The sequence below is a fragment of the Sphingomonas adhaesiva genome (genome assembly GCF_036946305.1).
GTDB lineage: Bacteria > Pseudomonadota > Alphaproteobacteria > Sphingomonadales > Sphingomonadaceae > Sphingomonas > Sphingomonas adhaesiva_B.
On sequence record NZ_JAQIJJ010000002.1, the window covers coordinates 367,658 to 393,404 of the forward strand.

General features: G+C 70.7%; 25 protein-coding genes. 16 read left to right on the top strand and 9 right to left on the bottom strand.

What is annotated here, in order from left to right:
* Nucleotides 1–186: a Trm112 family protein gene (locus PGN14_RS01955; protein ID WP_335297726.1), complete on the top strand. Its 186-nt coding sequence runs from the start codon at nt 1–3 to the stop codon at nt 184–186.
* Between the two features lie 30 nt (nt 187–216).
* Here PGN14_RS01955 and PGN14_RS01960 read toward each other — a convergent pair whose 3' ends face one another.
* The 3 genes from PGN14_RS01960 to hemC are packed head-to-tail and all read right to left on the bottom strand — an operon-like array spanning nt 217 to nt 2,700.
* Entirely contained in the window at nt 217–1,119 is a 903-nt protein-coding gene (locus PGN14_RS01960) for a hypothetical protein (RefSeq protein ID WP_335297727.1), read from the bottom strand.
* 25 nt (nt 1,120–1,144) lie between these two features.
* On the bottom strand, nt 1,145–1,801 hold the full coding sequence (locus PGN14_RS01965; RefSeq protein WP_335297728.1) for a uroporphyrinogen-III synthase: 657 nt from the start codon (nt 1,799–1,801) through the stop codon (nt 1,145–1,147).
* A 5-nt stretch (nt 1,802–1,806) separates the two neighbouring features.
* Nucleotides 1,807–2,700 (bottom strand): hydroxymethylbilane synthase, encoded by an 894-nt coding sequence (hemC, locus tag PGN14_RS01970; protein ID WP_335297729.1) that lies wholly within the window; start codon nt 2,698–2,700, stop codon nt 1,807–1,809.
* Between the two features lie 187 nt (nt 2,701–2,887).
* Between hemC and tsaD the strand changes: the two genes are divergently transcribed.
* The gene (gene tsaD / locus PGN14_RS01975) at nt 2,888–3,913 is read left to right on the top strand and encodes a tRNA (adenosine(37)-N6)-threonylcarbamoyltransferase complex transferase subunit TsaD (RefSeq protein ID WP_335297730.1); all 1,026 of its coding nucleotides are present in this window, start codon (nt 2,888–2,890) and stop codon (nt 3,911–3,913) included.
* Nucleotides 3,910–4,887, top strand: coding sequence for an NAD(P)H-dependent glycerol-3-phosphate dehydrogenase (locus PGN14_RS01980; RefSeq protein ID WP_335297731.1), 978 nt, complete (start codon nt 3,910–3,912; stop codon nt 4,885–4,887). The genes tsaD and PGN14_RS01980 overlap by 4 nt, the downstream gene beginning before the upstream one ends.
* A gap of 93 nt (nt 4,888–4,980) precedes the next feature.
* Here PGN14_RS01980 and PGN14_RS01985 read toward each other — a convergent pair whose 3' ends face one another.
* Nucleotides 4,981–5,142 carry a DUF1674 domain-containing protein gene (locus PGN14_RS01985; protein WP_335297732.1) on the bottom strand — a complete coding sequence of 54 codons (162 nt, stop codon included), beginning with the start codon at nt 5,140–5,142 and terminating at the stop codon, nt 4,981–4,983.
* 48 nt (nt 5,143–5,190) lie between these two features.
* Between PGN14_RS01985 and PGN14_RS01990 the strand changes: the two genes are divergently transcribed.
* The 5 genes from PGN14_RS01990 (at nt 5,191) to purH (ending at nt 11,563) form a co-directional block, all read left to right on the top strand.
* A complete protein-coding gene (locus PGN14_RS01990; RefSeq protein WP_335298028.1) occupies nt 5,191–6,105 on the top strand; it encodes a M48 family metalloprotease in 915 nt (304 codons plus the stop codon).
* 1 nt (nt 6,106) lies between these two features.
* Nucleotides 6,107–7,399, top strand: a complete 1,293-nt coding sequence (locus tag PGN14_RS01995) for an RsmB/NOP family class I SAM-dependent RNA methyltransferase (RefSeq protein ID WP_335297733.1) — start codon at nt 6,107–6,109, stop codon at nt 7,397–7,399.
* A 29-nt stretch (nt 7,400–7,428) separates the two neighbouring features.
* Nucleotides 7,429–8,091, top strand: a complete 663-nt coding sequence (gene rpe / locus PGN14_RS02000; RefSeq protein WP_335297734.1) for a ribulose-phosphate 3-epimerase — start codon at nt 7,429–7,431, stop codon at nt 8,089–8,091.
* Nucleotides 8,088–9,836, top strand: coding sequence for a heparinase II/III family protein (locus PGN14_RS02005; protein ID WP_335297735.1), 1,749 nt, complete (start codon nt 8,088–8,090; stop codon nt 9,834–9,836). The genes rpe and PGN14_RS02005 overlap by 4 nt, the downstream gene beginning before the upstream one ends.
* Nucleotides 9,837–9,988: 152 nt before the next feature.
* Nucleotides 9,989–11,563 (top strand): bifunctional phosphoribosylaminoimidazolecarboxamide formyltransferase/IMP cyclohydrolase, encoded by a 1,575-nt coding sequence (purH, locus tag PGN14_RS02010; RefSeq protein ID WP_335297736.1) that lies wholly within the window; start codon nt 9,989–9,991, stop codon nt 11,561–11,563.
* Nucleotides 11,564–11,955: 392 nt separating this feature from the next.
* Here the strand turns inward: purH and rpoZ are convergent, their stop codons facing one another.
* Nucleotides 11,956–12,300: a DNA-directed RNA polymerase subunit omega gene (gene rpoZ, locus PGN14_RS02015; protein WP_335297737.1), complete on the bottom strand. Its 345-nt coding sequence runs from the start codon at nt 12,298–12,300 to the stop codon at nt 11,956–11,958.
* A gap of 116 nt (nt 12,301–12,416) precedes the next feature.
* Here rpoZ and PGN14_RS02020 point away from each other — a divergent pair, with 116 nt between their 5' ends.
* Nucleotides 12,417–13,583 carry a phospholipase D-like domain-containing protein gene (locus tag PGN14_RS02020; RefSeq protein ID WP_335297738.1) on the top strand — a complete coding sequence of 389 codons (1,167 nt, stop codon included), beginning with the start codon at nt 12,417–12,419 and terminating at the stop codon, nt 13,581–13,583.
* A 157-nt stretch (nt 13,584–13,740) separates the two neighbouring features.
* Here PGN14_RS02020 and PGN14_RS02025 read toward each other — a convergent pair whose 3' ends face one another.
* A complete protein-coding gene (locus PGN14_RS02025) occupies nt 13,741–14,670 on the bottom strand; it encodes a phytoene/squalene synthase family protein (protein WP_335298029.1) in 930 nt (309 codons plus the stop codon).
* 2 nt (nt 14,671–14,672) lie between these two features.
* Nucleotides 14,673–15,254 carry a TIGR00730 family Rossman fold protein gene (locus tag PGN14_RS02030; protein ID WP_335297739.1) on the bottom strand — a complete coding sequence of 194 codons (582 nt, stop codon included), beginning with the start codon at nt 15,252–15,254 and terminating at the stop codon, nt 14,673–14,675.
* 112 nt (nt 15,255–15,366) lie between these two features.
* Here PGN14_RS02030 and PGN14_RS02035 point away from each other — a divergent pair, with 112 nt between their 5' ends.
* Entirely contained in the window at nt 15,367–15,801 is a 435-nt protein-coding gene (locus tag PGN14_RS02035; RefSeq protein WP_335297740.1) for a BLUF domain-containing protein, read from the top strand.
* 129 nt (nt 15,802–15,930) lie between these two features.
* Here PGN14_RS02035 and PGN14_RS02040 read toward each other — a convergent pair whose 3' ends face one another.
* A complete protein-coding gene (locus PGN14_RS02040) occupies nt 15,931–17,406 on the bottom strand; it encodes a phytoene desaturase (protein WP_335297741.1) in 1,476 nt (491 codons plus the stop codon).
* Entirely contained in the window at nt 17,403–18,569 is a 1,167-nt protein-coding gene (crtY, locus tag PGN14_RS02045) for a lycopene beta-cyclase CrtY (RefSeq protein ID WP_335297742.1), read from the bottom strand. Before crtY ends, PGN14_RS02040 begins: the two co-directional genes overlap by 4 nt.
* 443 nt (nt 18,570–19,012) lie before the next feature.
* Between crtY and PGN14_RS02050 the strand changes: the two genes are divergently transcribed.
* The 6 genes from PGN14_RS02050 to thiC all read left to right on the top strand — a co-directional run bounded on the left by PGN14_RS02050 (nt 19,013) and on the right by thiC (nt 25,558).
* Nucleotides 19,013–19,885, top strand: coding sequence for a sterol desaturase family protein (locus PGN14_RS02050; RefSeq protein WP_335298030.1), 873 nt, complete (start codon nt 19,013–19,015; stop codon nt 19,883–19,885).
* Complete coding sequence (locus PGN14_RS02055; protein ID WP_335298031.1) at nt 19,794–20,180, top strand: DUF2141 domain-containing protein; 387 nt, start codon at nt 19,794–19,796, stop codon at nt 20,178–20,180. Before PGN14_RS02050 ends, PGN14_RS02055 begins: the two co-directional genes overlap by 92 nt.
* A 126-nt stretch (nt 20,181–20,306) precedes the next feature.
* Nucleotides 20,307–21,128 carry a MipA/OmpV family protein gene (locus PGN14_RS02060; protein ID WP_443019442.1) on the top strand — a complete coding sequence of 274 codons (822 nt, stop codon included), beginning with the start codon at nt 20,307–20,309 and terminating at the stop codon, nt 21,126–21,128.
* A gap of 108 nt (nt 21,129–21,236) precedes the next feature.
* Nucleotides 21,237–22,271, top strand: coding sequence for a ferritin-like domain-containing protein (locus tag PGN14_RS02065; protein WP_335297744.1), 1,035 nt, complete (start codon nt 21,237–21,239; stop codon nt 22,269–22,271).
* A gap of 49 nt (nt 22,272–22,320) precedes the next feature.
* Nucleotides 22,321–23,388: a ferritin-like domain-containing protein gene (locus PGN14_RS02070; RefSeq protein ID WP_335297745.1), complete on the top strand. Its 1,068-nt coding sequence runs from the start codon at nt 22,321–22,323 to the stop codon at nt 23,386–23,388.
* A 199-nt stretch (nt 23,389–23,587) separates the two neighbouring features.
* Nucleotides 23,588–25,558: a phosphomethylpyrimidine synthase ThiC gene (gene thiC, locus PGN14_RS02075; RefSeq protein WP_335297746.1), complete on the top strand. Its 1,971-nt coding sequence runs from the start codon at nt 23,588–23,590 to the stop codon at nt 25,556–25,558.
* Nucleotides 25,559–25,747: the final 189 nt, after the last annotated feature.

Here is a 25,747-nt window from a genome sequence, read left to right on the forward strand (position 1 = left end):
GTGACGGGCGCAACGCGCATTGATCCGTGGCTGCTGGAGCGGCTGGTCTGCCCGCTGACCCGCACCCCGCTGCGATGGGACGAGGCCGCAGGCGAGCTGGTGTCGGACGCGGCGCGGCTGGCCTATCCGATCCGCGACGGCGTGCCGGTGTTGCTGGTGGACAGGGCGCGGTCGCTCGACGGATAGATCCTCCTCCACCAGGGGAGGATCTACCGGTCAGAACAATCCCTGCGCCCCCGTCTCCGTTTCCGCCTCCGCGCTCGGCGAGGGGTCCGGCGCCGGCATCGCGGGCAGCACCGTCACCCGGGGCGGCGCGATCGCGCCCGTGATCGCCGCCGCCTCCAGCGTGTCGAGCGACCGCCGCGCGTCGATCCAGCGCCGCGCCGCCGCGATCCAGCCGTCCGCCCCGCCCGCGCCAGGCAACCGTTGCACCTCGCCCAGCGCCGCCTCGACATTGCCCATGTCGAGCATCCGCCGCGCGCGTGCCAGCCGGTCCGACGGCAGTGGCGAGGGCGTGCCCGCGCGATGGATCACCACCAGGCTGCGCAGCTCGCTGCCGATCCCCGCCCACCAGTCGCTCTTCTGCGACAGCAAAACCGGTGCGGCGCTGTTCAGCCCCTCGCGCAGGTCCTCCAGCGTCACCGGCGCGCGTGCGGCGCGGATCACGGTGTTGACGTCGTTGGGCAGGGTGGTGCCGAACCGCTCGCGCAGCTGCGCCTCCAGATAGCCGAGCCCCGCGCCGCGATCGATCGCGCGGCGCGACGCGAACGCGGTCAGGATCGCCTCCGCACGGCCAGCGCGCGCCGCCGCCTGCGCGCTGTCGCCATCGGTGTGCGCCACCCGCGCCTCCAGATTGGCGACCTGCGCCGCCAGCGCCGCTTCGCGCAGCGCCAGCGTGTTGAGATCGCTGACCGCTGTGGCCGCGACGGGCGGCGTCGGCGTCGCGCTGGGCGACGGTGCCGGCGTCGGCGCGGCGGAGCGCACGAAGAAGCCCGGCGTGTTGCGTACCGCATAGGCCATCAGGCCCAATCCAATCAGGAAAGCGACGATCGCGATCGCCAGGACCGGGCCGATCCGCGATCGCGATGTACCACGCTGCGTGCCGGGAAAATCGGTCATCCGCCCGCTTATCCCGCGCGCGCGGTCACGGGTCAATCGCGAGCCGCACCGCCGTCGCGACCAGCGCCGCATCGTCGGGCCGCGGCGCGACCGCCACCGCCTGCCACCCCGTACCCGCTTCTGCCGCCACCGCCGCCGACAGCGCCGCGACCCGCACCGATTCGCGCGACATCGCCCCCGCCAGCGCGACGAATCGCGCCGCCGCGCGCCGCGAATGAAGCAGCACCACCGCATCGCGCGCCGCCGCCACGGCGTCCACCGTCACCGCCAGCGGATCGCTGGCATAGACCGTTACCGCCGTCACCCCCGCCACCGCGACCCGGTCGCGCCCCGCCAGATGCAGCAACCGCGGATAGCGCGCCGCCAGCGCCACCGCCTGCGCCGCATCGCCATCGCCGGTGATCGCGACGCGCAGCCCGGCCGCCCGCGCCGCCACCGCGGTCGCCTCCCCCACCGCCACCACCGGCAGATGCGACAGTCTGTGCAGACCGGCGCCGGCATGGCGCACCGCATTGGCACTGGTCAGCAGCAGCGCGTCGAACCCTGCGGCGTCCGGCACCGGCCAGTCGTGCGGCACGATCGCGAACAACGGCAGCGCGACCGCCGCGACGCCCGTGGCGCGCAACGCGGCGCAGGTGCGCGCATTTCCCGGTTCCGGCCGCAGCACCAGGGCGCGGCGCATGACGATCAACCGAACAGCGCGCGGATCGCGTCGGGCGCGCATGCCAGCAGCTCGGCGGCGAGCCGCGCGCCGACCTCGACCGCATCCTCGCCCTCCGCGCTGCCCTCGACAGCCTGCTCGCCCGCCTCGGTCAGCAATTGCGCGCGCAGCCGCAGCGCGCCGCGCTCGATCGTCGCCAGCGCCGCCACCGGCGAATGGCAATCCGCACGCAGCGCCGCCAGGAACGCACGCTCCGCCGCCACGGCGCGATGCGTGTCGCGATCGTCGATCGCCGCGACCCGCGCGCGCGCGTCGCCCTCGCTCAGCGTCTCGACACCCACCGCGCCCTGCGCCGGCGCGGGCAGCATCACGTCGAGCGGGATCGCGACACCGGTATCGTGCCGCCCCAGCCGCTCCAGTCCGGCGGCGGCGAGCAGGGTCGCATCCACCTCGCCCGCGGCCAGCTTCCCCAGCCGCGTATCGACATTGCCGCGGAACAGCGTGGTGCCGACATCGGGGCGCAGCCGCCGCACCTGCGCCGCGCGCCGCGGGCTGCTGGTGCCGATCGTCGCGCCATGCGGCAGCGCGTCGAGGCTGTCCGCCCCGATCAGCCGGTCGCGCACGTCGGCGCGCGGCAGGATCGCCGCGATCGCGATCGCATCGGGGCGCAGCGTCTCGACATCCTTCATCGAATGGACGCAGGCATCGACCTCGCCGGCGAGCAGCGCGCGGTCCAGCTCCTTGGTCCACAAGGCCTTGCCGCCGATCTCCGCCAACGCGCGATCCTGCACCCGGTCGCCGGTGGTGCGGATGACGACGATCTCCACATCGTCCCAGCCATGCGCCGCCATCAGCGCATCGCGCACCATTCCCGCCTGGGTGAGCGCGAGCGGGGAACCACGGGTACCGAGCCGGAACATAAGGGTTCCCTTGCCGGGTTGCGGTGCCGGTCGCAACTACCGCGACAAAAAGCCCCTCCCCTTCAGGGGAGGGGTTGGGGTGGGGCAGTCACGAGCGACAATCTCGGTGAAACCTCCCCCACCCCCAACCCCTCCCCTGAAGGGGAGGGGCTTTAAGAAGGGGGGCACAATCCCCTACATCCCCCCCATGCTCATCCTCGGCCTCGAATCCTCGTGCGACGAAACCGCCGCCGCGCTCGTCACCGGCGAGCGGCAGGTGCTCGCCCATCGCCTCGCCGGGCAGGAGGCGGCGCACCGTCCGTTCGGCGGCGTCGTCCCGGAAATCGCCGCGCGCGCGCATGTCGAGGCGCTGGAGCCGCTGATCGCCGCCGCGCTCGCCGACGCGAACGTCACGCTCGCGGACGTCGACGCGATCGCCGCCACCGCCGGGCCGGGGCTGATCGGCGGGGTGATGGTCGGGCTGGTCACCGGCAAGGCGCTGGCCCACGCCGCAGGCAAGCCGTTGATCGCGGTCAATCATCTGGAGGGACATGCGCTCAGCCCGCGGCTGGCCGATCCCGACCTCGCCTTCCCCTATCTGCTGCTGCTGGTGTCGGGCGGGCATTGCCAATTGCTGCTGGTCGAGGGGGTCGGCGCCTATCGCCGTCTCGCCACCACGATCGACGATGCGGTGGGCGAGGCGTTCGACAAGACCGCCAAGATCCTCGGCCTCGGCTTCCCCGGCGGTCCCGCGGTCGAGCGCGCCGCGGCGGACGGCGACCCGCGCGCCGTCCCGCTGCCGCGTCCGCTGAAGGGCTCGGCCGAGCCGCATTTCTCCTTCGCCGGGCTGAAGGCCGCGGTGGCGCGCGCCGCGCCCGATCATGCCGCGGCGGATGTCGCCGCCAGCTTTCAGGCGGCGGTGGTCGACTGCCTGCTCGACCGCACCACGCGCGCCATCGCGCAGGCCGGCGACGCCACCGCTTTGGTGGTGGCGGGCGGGGTCGCCGCCAATGGCGCGGTGCGCGCGGGGCTGCGCGACCTCGCCGAGCGGCACGGCCTGCGCTTCGTCGCGCCGCCGTCGTGGCTGTGTACCGACAATGCCGCGATGATCGCCTGGGCCGGCGCGGAGCGGTTCGCCGCGGGCTATACCGATCCGCTCGACGTCGCCGCACGCCCGCGCTGGCCGCTCGACCCGAAGGCGGAGAAGGTGCGCGGCGCGGGCGTCAAGGCATGAGTCGCGCGATCGGCGTCGTGGGCGCGGGCGCCTGGGGCACCGCGCTGGCGCAGGTCGCCGCCGCCAACGGACACGCGGTGCGGCTGTGGGCGCGCGATCCGGCGCTGGTCGCGGCGATCAATGCCACGCATCGCAACGACGGCTACCTGCCCGGCATCCCGCTCTCCCCCCATATCCGCGCCACCGGCGACCTGAACGAGCTGGCCGATACCGCCGCGACCCTGATCGTCACTCCGGCGCAGGCGATGCGCAGCGTGCTGGCGCAGCTCCCCGCCACTACGCAGCCGCTGGTCGTCTGCTGCAAGGGGATCGAGGCGCATACCCACCGGCTGATGAGCGAGGTGGCGCAGGAGCAGCACCCCGCCTCGCCGGTGCTGGTGCTGTCCGGCCCCACCTTCGCGCACGAGGTCGCGCGCGGCCTGCCCACCGCCGTGACGCTGGCGGGCGAGGAAGAGGCGACGCGCGCGCTGCTGGCGACCGCGATCGCCGCGCCGCATTTCCGCCCCTATGCCACCGGCGACGTCATCGGCGCGGAGATCGGCGGCGCGGTGAAGAACGTGCTGGCGATCGCGTGCGGCGTGGTCGACGGCGCCGGTCTGGGACAGAATGCGCGCGCCGCGCTGATCGCGCGCGGCTTCGCGGAGATGACCCGCTTCGGCCTCGCCAAGGGCGCACGCGCGGAGACGCTCGCGGGGCTGTCGGGGCTGGGGGATCTGGTGCTGACCTGCTCCTCCACCGCCTCGCGCAACTTCTCGCTGGGCGCCGGTATCGGCCGCGGCGAGGCGGCGGCGGCGCTGATGACCAACCGCCGCACCGTCGCGGAGGGTGCCTTCACCGCCCCCGTCCTGCGCGAGGTGGCGCACGCCATGGGGGTGGAGATGCCGATCACCGACGCGGTCTGCCGCCTGCTCGACGGCGCGGAAGTGCGCGAGGTGATCGACGCGCTGCTGGCGCGGCCGTTGCGGGAGGAGTGATCTTTACGTCACCCCGGGCTTGACCCCGGGGTCCCGCTTCTTCGTCACCGTCGTAAAAGCGGGACCCCGGCTCAAGGCCGGGGTGACGAGGAGTCAAAAATCGACCGCGATCCCCTTCCGCTCCCAGTCGCCGTAGCGCACCGGGTCGCGGCCCAGCGGGTCCTCGTCCGGCCGCTCGACCTTCTCCGGCACCGGCACCGGCGGGTTGGGCGACAGATAGGCGGGCGGCTTCACATGGTCGGGGCGCTGGCCCATGGGGTCCTCCGATTGAAGCGCGTGACGCAGGGCCACATATTGTCCGGCATGAACGGCTTCAAGACGACCATGTTGCTCGCCGCGCTGACCGCCCTCTTCATGGCGCTCGGCTATACGCTGGGCGGCGCCGGCGGGGCGGTGATCGCGCTGCTGGTCGCGGCGGGCATGAACCTCTTCACCTTCTGGAACGCCGACCGCATCGTGCTGTCGATGCACCACGCGCGCGAGGTCGACGACGCCAGCGCGCCCGAGTTCGTCGGGCTGGTGCGCGAGCTGGCGCGGCGCGCGAACCTGCCGATGCCGCGCGTCTATATCGTCGACGATCCCTCGCCCAACGCCTTCGCCACCGGGCGCAATCCGGCGAATGCCGCGGTCGCCGCGACCACTGGCCTTCTCGACCTGCTGACCCGCGAGGAGATCGCGGGCGTGATGGCGCACGAACTGGGGCATGTCCGCAACCGCGACACGCTGATCATGACGATGGTCGCGACGATCGCGGGCGCGGTGTCGATGCTCGCGAACGTCGGCCTGTTCTTCCGCGGCGGGGAGGGGCGCGGGCCGGGCTGGGCCGGCATCCTGGCGGTGCTGGTGGCGCCCTTCGCGGCGATGATCGTGCAGATGGCGATCAGCCGCACGCGCGAATATGGCGCCGACCGCGCCGGTGCGGAGATCAGCGGCAACCCGCGTGCGCTGGCCAGCGCGCTCGCCAAGCTGCAGCACGGCGCCAGCATCATCCCCGGTGCGACCGCGACGCGCGTTCCCGCCGCGCAGCAGCTGTACATCGTTCCCGGTCGCTCGGCCGACAGCCTGTTCTCCACCCACCCGGATACCGACAATCGCATTGCCGCGCTGGCACAGATCGCGCAGGAGATGGGGATGCCCGTGTCTTCCAGCGCCATCCCGCCTGCCGCCTCCGTTCCCGTCACGCGCCGCCGCGCCAGCGCGCTCGACCCGCTCGCCTGACGTGGCGCGTCCGCAACAGGTCAGGGGGCAGGTCAAGGGCGGCCCCGATCCGCTCGGCACGCCGGCGCGCCGTGCCGCATTGCGGCTGCTCGACGCGGTGCTGCGCCGGGGCGAAGCGCTGGAGGCTGCGCTGCCGATGGCGACCCGCGCGCTCCACGGCGGCCCCGACCGTGGCCTCGCCCATGCCATCGCCGCGGAGACGCTGCGCCGCCTGCCCGATCTCGACGCGCTGATCGACAGCGCGACGCGCCAGCGGCTGCCCGACGATGCCAAGGCGCGGTTCGCCCTGCGTATCGCGCTGGTGCAGGCGCTGTCGCTGGGTACCCCGCCGCATGCCGCGATCGCCACCGTCCTGCCGCTGGTCGACGGCGGACCACGCAAGCTGGTCCATGGCGTCTTCGGCACGCTGATCCGCGGCGAGGCGGCCTTGCCCGCGGTGCCGACGCTGCCGGCGGCGGTCGCCGAACGCTGGCGCGCCGCCTGGGGCGAGGAGATGGTCGAGGCCGCCGCACGCGCCATCGCCGCGCCGCCGCCGATCGACCTGTCGCTGCGCGACCCCGACTGGGACCCGATCGACGCGCCGTCGCTCGCGCCGGCGCATCGCCGCGTGCCGTCCGGCACCGACATCGCCGCACTGCCCGGCTATGACGAGGGCGCCTTCTGGGTGCAGGATCTCGCCGCCTCGCTGCCCGCGCGCCTGCTCGGCCATGGGGACGGCACGGCGCTCGACCTGTGCGCCGCGCCGGGTGGCAAGACGCTCCAGCTCGCCGCCGCGGGCTGGCGCGTCACCGCGGTCGATGCGTCGGAAAGTCGCGCCGCGCGACTTCGCGACAATCGCGCGCGCATGGCGCTGCCGTTCGACATCGCCATCGCCGACGTGCTCGACTGGCAGCCGGACGCCCCCGCCCCGGCGGTGCTGGTGGATGCGCCGTGCAGCGCGACCGGCATCTTCCGCCGCCATCCCGACGTGCTCCACCGCGCGCACCCCGGCGTCGTCGCCGATATGGCGCAGGTGCAGGCGCGCATCCTGTCGCGCGCCGCCGACTGGGTCGCGCCGGGCGGGACGCTGGTCTATGCCACCTGCTCGCTGGAACCGGCGGAGGGCGAGGACCAGCTCGACCGTCTCCTCGCGGCACGCGCCGATTTCACGCTCGCGCCGCCCGTCGCGGGCGAGCTGCCCCCCGGCATCCCCACCACCGACCGCGGCTGGGTCCGCACGCTGCCCGGCACGCTGGAGGAGGCGGGCGGTTGCGACGGCTTCTTCATCGCGCGCGTTCGACGCGCTTCCGCCTGACGCCGGACCACGCTAACGGAGGCGCCATCATGACCAAGCCCGTCCGCATCGCGCCGTCCATCCTCTCCGCCGATTTCGCCAAGCTGGGCGAGGAGGTGCGCGCGATCGACGCCGCCGGTGCGGACTGGATCCATGTCGACGTCATGGACGGCCATTTCGTCCCCAACATCACGATCGGCCCCGCGGTGGTGAAGGCGCTGCGTCCGCACACGACGAAGCCGTTCGACGTCCACCTGATGATCTCCCCCGTCGACGCCTATCTCGACGCCTTTGCGGAGGCGGGTGCGGACACGATCACCGTCCATCCCGAGGCGGGGCCGCACATCCACCGCACGCTCCAGCATATCAAGGGGCTGGGCAAGCGCGCGGGCGTGGTGCTGAACCCCGGCACGCCGGCCAAGATGCTCGATTACCTGATCGACATGGTCGATCTGGTGCTGGTGATGAGCGTCAATCCCGGCTTCGGCGGGCAGCATTTCATCCCCAGCCAGCTCAGGAAGATCGCCGCGATCCGCAAGCTGATCGACCAGTCGGGGCGCGACATCGACCTGGAGGTCGACGGCGGCGTCGATGTCGCCACCGCGCGCCAGTGCATCGATGCCGGGGCCGACGCACTCGTCGCGGGCACCGCTACCTTCCGCGGCGGCGCGGAGAAATACGCCGAGAACATCCGGGCGCTGCGCGGGGGATGACGGAGCCGGCCCCCGCCCCAGCGCCCGACAGCATCGATCAGGGCAAGCGGCTCATCAAGGTGGCGCCGCACGGCGCGCTGTCGCTCACCCACCGCATCGCGCATTATTTCGAGCGGCTGACGTGGCGCACTCCGCTCCACGACCGCCGGCTCGACGGGCGCCACCCGATCCGGCTGATCGCGACCCCGGTCGATCCGCTGCCGGGGAATGCGGGCGCGGGGCAGGCGCTGCTCGACGGCGTCATGGTCGGCGGCGGGGAGCGCGTCGCGCTCGACCGGCTCGATTTCGCCCGGCTCTCCGATACCTCCGCCTTCACCGATTATGCGCATGGTTTCGCCTGGCTGCGCGACCTCGACGCGGTCGGCGACCGCGCGCGCACTGTGCCGGTGGCGGAGGCGCTGACCGCGCGCTGGCTCGCCGCGCATGCCGATCGCGTGTCGGACCCGGCGTGGCGCCCGGACGTGACCGCCGAGCGACTGGTGATGTGGATCTTCCACGCCTCGCTGCTGCTGTCCTCGACCGACCTCATCTTCCGCTCGCGCCTGCTGAACGGCATCGCGCGCGCCGCCCGCCACCTCGATCGCACCGCGGACAAGGCCGCGGTCGGCACCCCGCGGCTCGCCGCCTGGGCCGCGGTGATCGTCGCCGGGCTGCTGATCCCCGCGGGCGAGACGCGGCTGACCTTCGGCGAGGCGGGGTTCCAGCGCGCGCTGTCGACCGCCTTGTCGGAGGACGGCGGCACCGTCACCCGCTCGCCTGCCGCCTTGCTGGAGGCGCTGGCGCTGATCGGCACGTTGCGCGCCGCCTATGATGCGCGGCGCCAGTCGCTGCCCGATGCGATCCAGCGCGCGATGGCGCGGATGACGCCCGCGCTGCTCGGCACCGTGATGGGCGATGGCGGGCTGTCCAGCTGGCAGGGCGGCCTCCCGCTCGGCGCCACGCATATCAACGACGTGCTGCTCGCCAGCGGTGCCTATGGCCGCCCGCTGCGCCAGTCGCGCGAATGGGGCTATCAGCGGCTGGCCGCCGGCGCCGCGATCGTCGTGATGGACGCCGCCCCGCCCCCCACCGCGGAGGTCGCCGACGGCGGCTGCGCTTCCACGCTGGCGTTCGAGTTTTCGGACGGGGCGGAGCGGCTGGTGGTCAATTGCGGCGGCGCGCGCCACGCCGGGGTCCGCGTCTCGCCCTCGCTCGCCGACGGGCTGCGCACCACCGCGGCGCACTCCACGCTGGTGATCGCCGACAGCAACTCCACCGCGATCAACCCCGACGGCACGCTGGGCCGCGGCGTCGGCGAGGTCGAACTGTCGCGGCAGGAATCGGAAGCCGGCAGCCGCATCGAGGCGAAGCACGACGGCTATGCCCGCCACCATGGCTTCCACCACCGCCGCCAGCTGCTGCTGACCAGCGACGGACGCGAGCTGCGCGGCGAGGATTCGCTGCTGCCGGTCCAGCGCAGCGGGTGGCACCGCCGCGGCGGCGGATCGGGCACGCCCTTCACCTTGCGTTTCCATCTCGGCCCAGGCGTCGAGGCGGTGGCCACCGCGGACGGGCAGGCGGCGATGCTGCGCACCCCCGGCGGCGCCTTCTGGCATTTCCGCACCAGAAACGAGACACTGGCGATCGAGGACAGCCTGTGGAGCGACCCGCTCGGCCGCCTCGTCTCGATCCGCCAGATCGTGGTGCAGGGCCATGCGCCCGCGGGCGGCGCCAGCATCGGCTGGGTCATGAAGAAGGCGCGGTAGAGCCAGCCGTCCAATGTCATCCCAGCGCAGGCTGGGATTTTCCGGTTAGGAGACGCTCCGCGCGCCCACGCAAAGACCCCAGCCTGCGCTGGGGTGACGTAACGACACGCGAAGGCTTGAGCCACCGCCCCGCACCTTCTAGGGCCGCGCGCATGACGACCATCCCGATCCAGCGCGCCCTTCTCTCCGTCTCCGACAAGACCGGCATCGTCGATCTCGCCACCGCGCTTGCCGGCAACGGCGTGGAGCTGGTCTCCACCGGCGGCACCGCCAAGGCGCTGCGCGAGGCCGGGCTGACGGTGAAGGACATCAGCGACCTCACCGGCTTCCCCGAGATGATGGACGGCCGCGTCAAGACGCTCCACCCCAAGGTCCACGGCGGCCTGCTCGCGGTGCGCGATGACGAGGCGCACGCCGCCTCGATGCAGGAACATGATATCGGCGCGATCGACCTGGTCGTCGTCAACCTCTACCCCTTCCAGCAGACCGTGGCGAAGGGTGCCGACCGCGACGAGATCGTCGAGAATATCGACATCGGCGGCCCCTCGATGGTCCGCTCCGCGGCGAAGAACCACGCCTATGTCGCGATCGTCACCGACCCTGCCGACTATCCGCTGGTGGCGAGCGGCGAGACGACGCTCGCCAACCGCAAGCGCCTCGCCGCCAAGGCGTTCGCGCTGACCGCCGAGTATGACGCCGCGATCGCCAGCTGGTTCGCCTTCGCCGATCAGGGGATGACCTTCCCCGACACGCTGCCGCTGACGCTGAAGCGCGCCGGGCCGGAGCTGCGCTATGGCGAGAACCCGCACCAGACCGCCTCCTTCTACGCCGCCACTGGCCTCGCCGCGCGCGGCATCGGGCAGGCGCGGCAGGTGCAGGGCAAGGCGCTCAGCTACAACAATTACAACGATGCCGATGCGGCGCTGGAGCTGATCGCGGAGTTCCGCGACGCCGGTCCGTCCTGCGTCATCGTCAAGCACGCCAACCCCTGCGGCGTCGCCACCGCGGCGACGCTGGCGGAAGCGTATGAAGCCGCGTTCGCGTGCGACACGGTCAGCGCGTTCGGCGGCATCATTGCGGTCAACCGCGCACTCGACCGCGCCACCGCAGAGGCGATCACCGGCATCTTCACCGAAGTAGTGGTCGCGCCCGACGCCGACGAGGAGGCGATCGCGCTGTTCGCCGCGAAGAAGAACCTGCGCCTGCTGCTGACCGGCGAACTGCCCGACCCGGCGCGTGCCGGGCTGGTGGCGAAGTCGATCGCGGGCGGCTGGCTGGTCCAGTCGCGCGACGCCGGGCGGGTGCTGCCCGCCGACCTGAAGGTCGTGACCGAGCGGCAGCCGACCGAGCAGGAACTGGCCGACTGCCTGTTCGCCTGGACGGTCGCCAAGCACGTCAAGTCGAACGCGATCGTCTATGCCAAGGACGGCAGCACCGCCGGCGTCGGCGCGGGCCAGATGAACCGGCTCGAATCGGCCCGCATCGCGGCATGGAAGGCGAAGGACGCCGCCGACAAGGCAGGCTGGTCGACCCCGCGCACGATCGGCTCCGCGGTGGCGTCCGACGCCTTCTTCCCCTTCGCCGACGGGCTGCTGGCCGCGGTCGAGGCGGGGGCGACCGCGGTGATCCAGCCCGGCGGCTCGATCCGCGACGCCGACGTGATCGCCGCGGCGAACGAGGCGGGGCTGGCGATGGTCTTCACCGGGATGCGCCACTTTCGGCATTGATCCGGGGCGTCGTCCCGTTCGTTCCCTTCCCCTGTCACCCCGGCCTTGAGCCGGGGTCCCGCTTTCTCGCCCGCGTCGCCAAAGAAGCGGGACCCCGGCTCGAGGCCGGGGTGACGCGTTGGTTGTGATGGTCCGCTCACCCCACCCACCCCGTCATGCCGGACTCTTCCGGCATCCAGGGTTCCGCACGCCACAGGCTCGTTGCTCGTTCGGCGCCATCCCGACACCGTCACCCCGGACGTGATCCGGGGTCCATCCGTCCGCGCACGCCGCCGCCGCCGGCAACATGCGCGGACCCTTGGATGCCGGGTCAAACCCCGCATGACGAAAACGCGAAAAGGCCGGCGCTCCCCACGGGAACGCCGGCCCTTCAACCGGACACGCCGATGGCCTCAGCCGTCGTAGTCGGCGCCCAGATTCTGGTTGCGCGGCGGTGCCACCGCGGTCAGGCGCAGCGCCTCGGCCGATGCCGCCAGGCTGCCGATCTCGTCGGCCTCTTCCTCGTCGTCGATCTGGACGCGCTGCAGGCTCTGCACCGCCGATTCGTGCAGGTCCTTGGGCTTGATCGTCTCTTCGGCGATCTCGCGCAGCGCCACAACCGGGTTCTTGTCGCGGTCGCGATCGATGGTCAGTTCCGCGCCCCCCGACACCTGACGCGCGCGCTGCGCGGCGAGCAGGACCAGATCGAAACGGTTGGGGATCTTGTCGACGCAATCCTCGACGGTGACGCGCGCCATCGCGTATCCTCTTGTCGGTAAGCTTAGGGAAGCATCGGTCCCTAGCGGCCGCGGCGCGATCCGTCAAGAAAAGCGCGCCCCTTGCCACGGCGTCGCGCGCACCCCATCCCCCGGCGATGAACGATGCCGCCCCCCAGCCCAGCTTCGCGGTCGACGGCAACCGGCTGACGCTGCTCGATACCGGCCCGCGCCGGCTCGACGCGCTGCTGGCGCTGATCGACGGCGCCCGAACGTCGCTGCGCATCCTCTATTACATCTATGCCGACGATGCGACCGGGCAGCGCGTCAACGCCGCGCTGATCGCGGCGGCGGGCCGCGGGGTTCAGGTCGCGCTGATCGTCGATGGCTTCGGCGCGTCGGCGGACAGCGACTTCTTCCGCCCGCTGGAGGAGGCGGGCGTGTCGCTGTGCCGCTTCTCGCCCCGCTTCGGACGCCGCTACCTGCTGCGCAACCACCAGAAGCTGGCGCTCGCCGATGCGGAAGGAGACGCGCGGATCATCATCGGCGGGTTCAATATCGAGGACGATTATTTCGGCACGCCCGCGCAGCACGCCTGGCGCGACCTGGGGCTGCTGCTGGAGGGGCCGGCGGCGGCGCGGATGGCGGGCTATTTCGATGCGCTCCACGACGGTATCCGCGACGGCGGCAAGATCCGCCGCCTCAACCGCGCGCTGGCGCGATGGAGCGAGACGCAGGGGCGGCTGCGCTGGACGATCGGCGGGCCGACGCGGCGGCTGTCGCCCTGGGCGCGCGCGATCCGCCACGACATGCACCACGCGCGCACGATCGACATGATCGCGGGCTATTTCACCCCCAGCCCGATGCTGTTGCGCCGGATCGAGAAGGCGGGCCGCCGCCGCGCCGCGGTGCGGATCGTCACTGCGTCGACGTCCGACAACAACGTCACCATCGCCGCGGCGCGCTTCACCTATGCCGGGCTGCTGCGCCGGGGCGTGCGCGTGTTCGAATATCTGCCGACGAAGCTGCATACGAAGCTGTACGTGATCGACGACACCGTCTGGATCGGCAGCGCCAATTTCGACATGCGCAGCCTGTTCATCAACCTGGAGCTGATGCTGCGCGTCGAGAATCGCGCCTTCGCACGGCACGTGCGCGGCTATGTCGATGCCGAGATCGCACGCTCGCGCGAGGTGACGCTGCCGGCGTATATCGCCGCGACCGGCTGGTGGCAGCGGGCGAAGCAGTTCGTGGCGTATCTGGTCACCGCGGTGGCCGATCCCGCGATCTCGCGCGGGCTGAACTGGGGGATCGACGAGGAGTAATCCTCTGGTGAGGGCCGCCCTCAACATCCGTTCGTGCTGAGGAGGCGCTGAGCCTGTCGAAGCGCCGTCTCGAAGCACAAGCGCATACCCTTCGAGTCGAGGCTTCGACAGGCTCAGCCTCTCCTCAGGGCGAACGGAGGTGGATGCGTGACCGTTCCTACCGCCCCCGCGTCCACAACCCCGGATCCCGCGGCACGTCCGCGATCGCCCCGCGCCGCGCCGCCTGCACCGCGGCGCGCGCGATCCACGCCAGCTTCGCCGCCTTGCCCGTCGTCACGCGATGGTCCCACGCATGGCGCCCGCGCGCCGCGACCGTGCGCGCGATGTCGCCATAGATTCCCGCCGCCGCCAGCACCGCCCAGGCGGAGCGGAACGACAGCGCCTTGGCCCCCACCCGCGCGCTCGCCTCGTGCCGCGCCGCGCGCGTCGCCAGCCGGCGGGCGAGCACCACCAGCCGGTCGCGGAACGGCGGCTTCATGTGCTGGCCGGGCGGCATGTCCATTTCCACCAGCCATTCGACCGGCAGATAGCAGCGCGCGACGCGGTCATCCTCCTCGATATCGCGCGCGATATTGGCGAGCTGGAACGCCAGCCCCAGGTCGCAGGCGCGGTCGAGCGTCGCCTCGTCCTCCGGCGGCACCCCCATCACGATCGCCATCATGCACCCGACCGCGCCCGCGACATGGTAGCAATAACGGTACAGGTCGTCCTCGCTGCGCGGCATCCAGTCGTCGGCATCGAGCTGGAACCCGTCGATCAGGTCGTGGACGTAACGCGCCGGCAGCCGCGTCTCCGCCGCCACCACGCCCAGCGCGTCGAACGCCGGATCGCCGGTTTCCTCGCCCCGCAGCGCCGCCTCGCTCATCGCGCGCACCTGCGCCACCCGCTCGCGCGCGTCGCTCACCACGACGCGATCGTGGCCGTGATCCTGCCCGTCGACCAGATCGTCGCACCGCCGGCACCACGCATAGAGCAGCCACGCCCGCTCGCGCACCGCCGGCGCAAACAGCGTCGAGGCCGCGGCGAAGCTCTTCGATCCCTTCGCGATCGATTCGCGCGCCGCCTCCACCAGTGCGGCGCGATCCATCGTCACAGGTCGCCCGCGTCCATGCGCACGATCGGCTGCGTCGGCACATGCGCGCCCATCCGGTCGAGCAGCGCGTCCAGCGTGTCGCCCACGATCAGCAGGTCGCGATGCTGCGCGCGCAGGAAGCCGACCTGCGCCATCTGCGTCCAGAAGGCGACGAGATGATCGTAATAACCGCGCGCGTTGAGCAGCCCGACGGGGTCGGCATGATAGCCCAGCTGCGCCCAGCTCAGCGCCTCCCACAATTCGTCCATCGTGCCGGTGCCCCCCGGCAGCGTGACGAAACCGTCGGACAGATCGGTGAACAGCTGCTTGCGCTGGTGCATCCCGGGCACGACGTGCAACTCGGTCAGCCCCCGGTGCGCCACCTCGGCATCGACCAGCGCCTGCGGGATCACGCCGATCACCTCGCCGCCCGCGGCCAGCGCCGAATCCGCGATCGCCCCCATCAATCCCAGCCGCCCGCCGCCATAGACCACCCCGATCCCGCGCCGCGCCAGCGTCGCCCCCACCTCGCGCGCCAGATCGAGGTAGAAGGGGTCGGCCGGCGTCGCGGAGCCGCAATAGATGGCAAGGCGTTTCATCGTCCCGGCGCTACCGGATGCACGCGCAGGCGGCAATGGAGCGCGCCGGCCATGCTTTTAATTACAAGCTGCTGCGGATCACTAGGCAGCGCCCGCCTTCGCCCCCATCATCATGAAAATCGGGGGGAATGTGTTCAGGATCATCTATGCGAGCCGGGTGTCCCGACCGCTGGCGTCGGCGGAGCTGGCGCTGCTGTGCGAGGTCGCGACCGATCGCAACCTGGCCGACGGCATCACCGGCCTGTTCCTGTTCGACGGGCTGCGCTTCCTCCAGGCGATCGAGGGCGAGCGCGAGGCGGTCGAGGCGACGATGGGGCGGATCGCGCGCGACGTGCGCCATCACGAGATCGATTATGTCCAGCGCATCCATGTGGGGGAGCGCGAATTCCCGCGCTGGTCGATGCAGATGCCGTCGGACCGCACCGGCACCACCTTCCTGGAGACGGTCAAGGCCGACGTCGCGCAGGTCCGCGACCCGTATCTGCGTGCGCAGTTCATCGGTTTCGCAAAGCTCGCGTCGCTCTGGCGGCGGCGCGGCGAGGGGTAATTCTCCACCCCCGTTCGTGCTGAGGAGGCACTGAGCCTGCCGAAGTGCCGTCTCGAAGTACATGCCCCCTTCGAGACGAGGCTTCGACAAGCTCAGCCTCTCCTCAGGGCGAACGGAGGGAGGGGCAACTCACCGCCCCGCCAGCATCAGCGCCGCGGTCGCCTTCGCACTCCCCACCACGCCGGGGATCCCCGCCCCCGGATGCGTCCCCGCGCCGGTGAAGAACAGGTTCGGGATCGCATCGTCGCGATTGTGGACGCGGAAATAGGCGCTTTGCGTCAGGATCGGCTCCAGCGAGAAGGCGCTGCCCAGATGCGCGTTCAGGTCATGCGCGAAATCGGTCGGCGCATAGCTGAACGTCGTCACGATCCGCTCGTGGATGTCGGGGATCAGCCGGCGCCCGACCTCGTCGAGGATGCGCTGCTCCAGGATCGGGCGCACCGTCTCCCAGTCGCCAGCGAACTTGCCCATGTGCGGCACCGGCGCCAGCGCATAGAAGGTCGAGCATCCCTCCGGCGCCAGCCCCGGATCGGTCACGGTCGGGTGGTGCAGATACAGCGAGAAATCCTCGCTCAGCATGCCATGTTCGTAGATGTCGTCGAGCAGCCCCTTATAGCGCGGCCCGAACAGGATCATGTGGTGCGGGATGCCCGGCCATGTCCCCTTGATCCCGAAATGGACGACGAACAGCGACGGCGAGAAGCGCTTGCGCTCCAGCGAGGCCGCGGTGCGCCGCGCCGCGCCCGATCCGGGCAGCAGGTCGCGATAGACGTGCATGATGTCGGCGTTGGCCGCCAGCATGTCGACCTCGGCACGATAGCCACCCTGCGTCTCCACCGCGGTCACGCGGTCGCCCAGCGTCTCGATCCGCGCCACCGCGTCGCCCAGCCGGATCGTGCCCCCCAGCCGCTCGAACAGCGCGACCATCCCCGCCACCAGCCGGTTGGTCCCGCCGCGCGCGAACCACACCCCGCCGTCGCGCTCCAATTTGTGGATCAGCGCATAGATCGCGCTGGTCGTCATCGGATTGCCGCCCACCAGCAGGGTGTGGAACGACAGCGCCTGGCGCAGCCGCTCGTCCGCCACGAACTTCGACACGATCGAATAGACCGATCGCCACGCCTGATATTTGGCCAGCGCCGGCGCCGCCTTCACCATCGACGCAAAGTCGAGGAAGGCGACATGCCCCAGCTTCTCATAGCCTTCGTGATAGACGCCCGCGGAATAGTCGACGAACCGCTGATAGCCCGCGACATCCGCCGGGTTCAGCTTCGCGATCTCCGAATGGAGCAAGGTGTCGTCGTTGGTATAATCGAACGTCGTTCCGTCGGGCCAATGCAGCCGGTAGAAGGGCTGGACCGGCTCCAGCGCGACGTCGTCGGCCATCCGCTGCCCGGACAGTGCCCACAATTCCTCCAGGCACGCCGGATCGGTGATGACGGTCGGCCCGGCATCGAAGGTGAAGCCGTCCTTCTCCCAGAAATAGGCGCGCCCGCCCGGCTTGTCGCGCGACTCCAGGATCGTCGTCGCCACGCCCGCCGACTGGAGCCGGATCGCGAGCGCCAGCCCGCCGAACCCGGCGCCCACCACCACCGCGCGGGTCATGCCGCGCCCCCGCCCAGCAGCGCGGACATCGCACGCCCGACCGGCACCGGCGGCCGGCCGCTCAGCACGCGCGCCTTGTCCCACAGGGTCGATTGCCCGGCGTAGAAGCGCGACACCAACGCGGGCGACAGGCGATAGAAACGTTCCAGCACGCGATAGCGCTGATCGGGGTCGGCGGCCTTGAACAGCATGAGGTCGAGCATCCGGTAGAAGCCGCGCTGCGCCCACAGGCGCGCGGCATGGTCATGGGTCAGCGCGTGCAGCGCGCTTCCGCTAAAATCGCGCTGGGCGGCGACAAGTTGCGCCAGCCGCACCGCATCGGGCAACGAATAGCCGGTGGTGGGGTGGAACAGCCCGGCGCGCGCGCCCGCCTTCGCCACCTTCTCCCCGCCGGAGCGCCAATAGGCCTGAAAGTCGCCGCCGAACACGACCGGCAGCACGCCCGCCTCCTCGCCCAGCGGATTGCCGGCGGTCCAGCCGTGCGTGCGCGCATAATCGTCGATCCGCTGCGTCAGGGTCGCGCGGTCCAGATCGGGCGTGTCGCTGTAATAGGTATCCTCGATCAGCAGCGTGTCCGCACTGAACGGCAGCAGATAGACGAAGCGATAGCCGTCGAGCTGCTCGACCGTCGCGTCCATCACCACCGGCCGCTCGACGCCATGGCCGGCGCTGACCGACAGCTCGCGCCCGACGAACTTCTGCCACCCGCATTCCAGGTGCGACAGGTCGGCGGGTCCGCGCGCGTCGATCACCCCGGTGGCATTGATGCGATCGCCGCCCGACAGGATCACCGCGGTCGGGCTGCACGCCACCACCCGCCGCCCGGTCATGACCGCACGCCGCGGCAGCGTGGCACGGACATGTGCATCGAGCCGCGCCGAGCGGATCGTGTAATAAGGATGCGCCAGCGTCCGCGCATGCGCGGGGAAGCGCACGTCGTAATCGGTCCAGGCATGCGCGATCAGCGGCGCGAGCAGCGGCCGCGCCTCCTCCGCCACGTCGCCGCCGAAGAACGACCAGAAATGGTTCCCGCCGATGACCTCGTCATGCTCGATCAACCGCACGTCCAGTTGCGGATGCCGCGCCGCCACCGCCAGCGCGATGAGCGCCCCCGACAGCCCGCCGCCGACGATCGCCAGGTCGCATTTGTGGATCGCGGGCATGGCGGCCAGCGCTAACCCATCCCGCGCGGCGGCGAAAGTGTGTGCCGCGTGACGCCTGCTCACCCATAGCGTCACCCCGGGCCTGACCGGGGGGCCATGGCGCCGCGAACGCAGCAACCTCGGCTCTCGCGGCACGATGGATGCCGGGTCGAGCCCGGCGTGACGAAGTGGATGATGCTACCCGTCCTGCCCCGTCACCCCGGACCTGTTCCGGGGTCCACCGATCCGCAAGTCCAGCGGCCGTAAGGTTTGCGGCACGGTGGATGCCGGAACCAGTCCGGCATGACGGAAAGGGAAAGCCTCCTCCACTCCGTCACCCCGGACTTGATCCGGGGTCCCGCTTCTTCACCACCCCCGCAAGAAAGGCGGGACCCCGGATCAAGTCCGGGGTGACGAGGGAATGGTGGTCCGGCCGCCCGTTTCGCGATACACCGCCCGCCGCCATGCCGATCGTCCCCATCCTGCTGTCCGCGCTGGCGATGTCGGCGATCGTCGCGGTGCGGTATCTCGCCGCCAGCGGCGGGTTCGCGCTCGCCACGCGCGCGCGGCATCGCGGCCTCTATGCCGGGCTCGATCCGCAGATCCGGCGCGAGATCGCGTGGAGCCTCGCCTCCGCCGCCATCTATGGCGCGCCCGCGGGCGTCATCGCCTGGGGCTGGCAGCACCATGGCTGGACGCGGATCTACACCGACCTGAACGCCTGGCCGCTATGGTATTGGCCGCTGTCGGTGTTCCTGTACCTCGCCGCGCACGACAGCTGGTTCTACTGGACGCATCGCTGGATGCACCGTCCGCGCGTGTTCCGCCTGGCGCATGCGGTCCACCATGCCAGCCGCCCGCCCACCGCCTGGGCGGCGATGGCGTTCCACCCGATCGAGGCGGTCACCGGGGCTGTGGCCATTCCGCTACTGGTCTTCGTGATTCCGATCCATGTCGTCGCACTCGCTCTGGTGCTGACGATCATGACGGTTATGGGGGTGACCAACCATATGGGGTGGGAGATGTTCCCGCGCTTCATGTGGGGGGGACGTGTGGGACGCTGGCTCATCACCGCCAGCCACCACCAGCGGCATCATGAGCGGTACGGGTGCAATTATGGCCTCTATTTCCGGTTCTGGGATCGACTGTGCGGCACGGACGACGGGCTCGGCGACTTCGCGCGCGGGCCGGCACGACATGGCGCGCGCGCGCCGCGTGGTGGCGGCGCTGCTGCTGGGCGTGCCGCTGATCGGCGCGACGCCGCTGGCGGCGCTGGACGTGTCGGTCGAGAACATGCGCTCGGCCAAGGGGATGATCCGCGTCTGCCTGACCGCTGATCCCGACAATTTCCCCAATTGCATCGACGATCGCGACGCGGTGAAGCGCTCGATTCCCGCGGGCCAGCACGGCCTCCATTTCGGCGCACTGCCGCGCGGCGACTATGCCGTGGCGGTGATCCATGACGAGAACGGCAACGCGAAGCTCGACACGTTCATGGGCATCCCCAAGGAAGGCTTCGGTTTCTCGCGCAATCCCCCGATCCGCTTCGGCCCGCCGCGCTTCACCGCGGCGCGGTTCCGCATCGACAGTGATGCCGAAGCGCAACAGATCCGGATGCGTTATATGCTGTGAGCGTGCGGGCCGGAGCCAATCCGGCCCACGCGGGTTGGGCGCACAGAAACAAAGGGGAACGTTTCCGTGAGCTTGATTTTCCGCGCCACCCGGGTCGGCGTGCTGCTCGGCGCGCTGGCGCTGGCCATGCCCGTCGCCGCCCAGACCGCCAATGCGCCCGCCGAGCCGATCGCCGCGCCCGATCCGACACTGACCGGCGACACCGTGACCGTCGCGATCGCCGGCGCGTGGCTGCCGGATTACGAAGGATCGAACGACTATCGCCTCGTCCCCGGCCCGGCGGCGATCGGGTCGTTCCGCAACCTGTCGTTCCAGGTGCTGGGCAACCGCGCCTCGATCGACCTGATCCCCAACCGCCCCGGCCCGACCTGGGACGTGCAGGCGGGGCCGATCGGCGTCATCAACTTCAACCGCAGCAACCTGAACGCGATCGACGACGTCCGCGTCCGCGCGCTGGGCAAGCGCGGCACCGCGATCGAGCTGGGCGGCTATGCCGGGATCGGCAAGACCGGAGTGCTGACCAGCCCCTATGACAAGCTGTCGGCCTCGGTCAGCTACCGCTACGATGTCAACGGCGTCCACAAGAGCGGCATCCTGACGCCCTCGGTCAATTATTTCACCCCGCTCAGCCTGAAGGCCGCGGTCGGGCTGTTCGCCGCGGCCGAACATGTCGAGCGCGGGTTCGCGCGCACCTATTTCGACGTCGATGCGGCGGGCGCGGCGGCGAGCGGGCTGCCCACCTACACTGCGCGCGGCGGGTGGAAGCACTGGACCATCGGCCTGGCGGGCACCTATTCGCTGACCGGCAACCTGCTGAAGGGCGTCAAGCTGATCGCGGGCGGCAGCTACAAGCGGATGCTCAACGACTTCGGCACCTCGCCGGTCACCGCGATCGCGGGTTCGCGCAGCCAGTGGCTGGGCGCGGTCGGTCTGGGATATACCTTCTGAACGGTGGCGTAGCGGCAGCGGCCGCGCTAGGGCACGTCCAGGCCGGACAGGCGGCGTTCAGCATCGCCGGTCCAGCCGGGTTCGCGTGACGACAGGAAAGGGTAGGGCATGAGCGATTCCGACCGGATGATGGAGGCGCTCGACGCCCGCGTGCGGCGCCGCGAATCGCGCCGCGCCTTCTTCACCCAGGCCGCCGGCGTGGCCGCGGGCGCGACGCTGCTGGCGGGCCATGCCGCAGCGCAGACCGCGACGCCCACGCCGACGCCGACGCCGACTGCCACCACGGCCTATACCGACATCGACATCGTCAACTTCGCGCTCAACCTCGAATATCTGGAGGCGAACTTCTATTCGTTCGCGGTCACCGGCGCGGGGCTGGCCTCGGCCGATATCAGCGGCTCGGTCGGCACCGCGGGAGCAGCGACCGGCGGGCGCGCGGTCACCTTCACCGACGCCAACCTCGCCTCCTATGCGCGCGAGATCGCGGCGGACGAACTGGCGCATGTCCGCTTCCTGCGCGGGCAGCTGACCTCCACCACCTATATCGCGCAGCCCGCGATCGACCTGTCGGTCAGCGCGACCAGCGCGTTCAGCAACGCGGCGCGCGCCGCCGGGCTGATCAGCGGATCGTCCGCGGTGTTCGATCCTTATGCGTCGGAGGAGAATTTCCTCCTCGCCGCCTTCCTGTTCGAGGATGTCGGCGTCACCGCGTACAAGGGCGCCGCCCCGCTCATCACCAGCAAGCTGTTCCTGGAGGCCGCCGCCGGCATCCTGGCGGTGGAGGCGTATCACGCCGCCACGATCCGCTCGCTGCTCTATCGTCGCGGCATCGCGGTGCCGACGCCCAATGCGATCACCCGCGCCGGCGGCATCTCCGACGCGCGCGACGCGCTGGACGGCAACCCGACCGAGGACAAGGTGCGCGGCATCGCGCCCGACGACGACCAGGGGATCGCACCGGTCACCACCAGCGACGGCGTGCGGTCCAACATCGTGCCCGCCAACGAGAATGCGATCGTGTACAGCCGCACGCCCGCGCAGGTGCTGAACATCGCCTATCTCAACAACACGACGGCGACCGCGGGCGGCTTCTTCCCCGCCGGCGTCAACGGAACGATCAAGAGCAGCGCGGCGGCGACCTGACGGCCTCACGCCGCCCGCCCCCTCACGCTCGCTTCGCAGGAATGCCGTCATGATCAAAGATTCCGTCTTCGCCGCCCTCGACCTCGCCAACCAGCGCCGTGCCGAGCGCCGCCGCTTCCTGAAGCTCGCGGGCGGGGCCGGCGCCGCGGCCGGCGGCCTCGCGCTGCTCTCGGCCTGCGGGGGCGACGATTCGCCCAGCCCCACGCCGACGCCGACCCCGACGCCCACCGCGACCAGCACCGGGGTGCCGACCGATATCGCCATCCTGCAACTGGCGCTGAACCTCGAATATCTGGAGGCGCAATTCTACTCGATCGCCGCCTTCGGTCGTTACCTGCCCAGCACCAGCACCAGCGGCACGGTCGGCACCGCGGGCGGCGTCACCGGCGGGCGCCAGCGCATCTTCGACGACCCCGTCATCGCCAGCTATGCGCGCGAGATCGCGGCGGACGAGATCGCGCACGTCGACGCGCTGCGCGCCGTCATCACCGCGGTCAGCCCGAACTTCGTCATCAACCAGCCCGCGATCAACATCGACGGCGGCGCCACCGGCGCCTTCACCGCGGCGGCGCGCGCGGCGGGCATCGTCGGCAGCACGGAAACGTTCGATCCCTACGGGTCGGACGAGAATTTCCTGCTCGCCGCCTATCTGTTCGAGGATGTCGGCGTCACCGCCTACAAGGGCGCATCGCCGCTGATCACCAGCGCGGTCTATCTGGAGGCGGCCGCGGGCATCCTGGCGGCGGAGGCCTATCATGCCGGGCTGATCCGCACCGAATTGTTCGCGCGCGGGCTGGACGCGCGCGCCAAGGCGAACAAGATCGCCACCGCGCGCGATACGCTCGATGGCAGCGGCACGCTCGATGGCGGCATCGCCACCGCGGATGCAAGCGGCGCGCTGACCGTCGCCAACATCACCCCCACCGACGGCAACGGCATCGCCTTCAGCCGGTCGACGGGGCAGGTACACAATATCGTCTATCTGCGCCGCGACGCCGGGATCGGCGGCGGCTTCTTCCCGGCGGGCACCAACAACTCGCTCGAGTCGCTGCGGACCAGCGCCGCGCCCACGGCGACGCCCACCCCGACGCCGACCGCGACCGCCACCGGCAGCTGATCGCGCTTTTCCTTTTGCACCGTCGCCGCTATGCTGCCCCTCACCCCGGGGGGCCGCTGACGCGCGGCTGAGAGGGGGGCAGCAGCCCCCGACCCGCTGAACCTGATCCGCCCCATCCCTGGTAGATGGGCACCGGCGTAGGGAGGGAGCGGCACGCCACCCGACGTCCGTCCTCTTCCGCCACGAGGAGAGACGACGCATGGCCGATATTCCCGCCCGTACCGAGATCGGCGTCACCACCGGCGCGATCCGCGGCAGCCGCAAGATCCACGTTGGCCCGCTGGGCGTCGCGATGCGCGCGATCGACCTGGAGCCGTCGTCGGGCGAGCCGCCGCTCAACGTTTACGACACCTCCGGCCCCTATACCGACCCCGACGCGCGGATCGACATCATGGCCGGCCTGCCGCAACGCCGCCGCGCCTGGATCGAGGCGCGCGGCGACGTCGAGGCCTATGACGCGCGCGAGCTGCGTCCGGAGGACAATGGCCAGCTCGGCCCCGACCGCTCCGGCGGCGTGCCGCGCTTCCCGCGCGCCATCCCGCGCCCGCTGCGCGCGAAAGCCGGCGCCAACGTCAGCCAGATGCACTATGCGCGGCGCGGCATCATCACGCCCGAGATGGAATATGTCGCCACGCGCGAGAATCTCGGCCGAGAGATGGCGCGGGAGTACGTCCGCGACGGCCAGTCGTTCGGCGCCGCCATCCCCGATTACGTCACCCCCGAGTTCGTCCGTGACGAGGTCGCGCGCGGCCGCGCGATCATCCCGTCGAACATCAACCACCCCGAATCCGAGCCGATGGCGATCGGCCGCAACTTCCTGGTCAAGATCAACGCCAATATCGGCAATTCCGCGGTCGCCAGCAACGTCGCGAACGAGGTCGACAAGCTGGTCTGGTCGATCCGCTGGGGCGCCGACACGGTCATGGACCTGTCGACCGGGCGCAACATCCACGACACGCGCGAATGGATCATCCGCAACTCGCCCGTGCCGATCGGCACCGTCCCTATCTATCAGGCGCTGGAGAAGGTCGGCGGCATCGCCGAGGAACTGACGTGGGAGATCTTCCGCGACACGCTGATCGAGCAGGCCGAGCAGGGCGTCGACTATTTTACCATCCACGCCGGCGTCCGCCTGCCCTATGTGCCGCTGACCGCGAAGCGCGTCACCGGCATCGTCAGCCGCGGCGGCTCGATCATGGCGAAATGGTGCCTCGCGCACCACAAGGAGAGCTTCCTCTACGAGCGGTTCGACGAGATCACCGAGATCATGAAGGCGTATGACATCGCCTATTCGCTCGGCGACGGCCTGCGCCCCGGCAGCATCGCCGACGCCAACGACGAGGCGCAGTTCGCCGAGCTGTACACGTTGGGCGAGCTGACCCACCGCGCCTGGGCGCAGGACGTCCAGGTCATGATCGAAGGCCCAGGCCATGTGCCGATGCACAAGATCAAGGAGAATATGGACAAGCAGCTGGAGGTGTGCGGCGAGGCGCCCTTCTACACGCTCGGGCCGCTCACCACCGACATCGCGCCGGGCTACGACCATATCACCAGCGGCATCGGCGCCGCGATGATCGGCTGGTACGGCACCGCGATGCTCTGCTACGTCACGCCCAAGGAGCACCTCGGCCTACCCGATCGCGACGACGTGAAGGTCGGCGTGGTGACCTACAAGCTCGCCGCCCATGCCGCCGACCTGGCGAAGGGCCATCCGGCCGCCAAGCTGCGCGACGACGCACTGAGCCGCGCGCGCTTCCAATTCCGCTGGCGCGACCAGTTCAACCTGTCGCTCGACCCCGACACGGCGGAGTCGTACCACGACCAGACGCTGCCCGCGGAGGGTGCCAAGACCGCGCACTTCTGCTCGATGTGTGGTCCCAAATTCTGCTCGATGAAGATCACGCAGGAAGTGCGCGACTTCGCGGCAAAGCAGAATGCGCCGGTGGAGACGTTCGTCGCGGCCCATCCTCCCCGGCACGGAGCGGCGGGTGAGATCGCCCCCGGCGATCTCAGGTCATCCCGGGGGGATGACCGACCCAACGCTGGGGACCATGCGCAGCATGGTGGAGGGGGAGCCCCGCTGGACGCCGCCTCTGCCGAGGCGGGGATGCGCGGGATGAGCGAGACGTTCCGGGAGAAGGGTGGCGAGGTTTACCTGCCGGCGGATTGAGCTGGTCCGATTTATCCGAACCAGCCCATCAAATCCGAAAGCTGAAATTACTTGGTGCTGGGATCAGCGTAAACAACGAGACGCCACCTGATTGCGTCTTGCGAAGTATGTTGATGGTGATTCTGTGGAGGGAACGGATCCCCGCGATTTGCTGCAATTTCGCGTCCGCACCCTTCGCAGTGATAGATA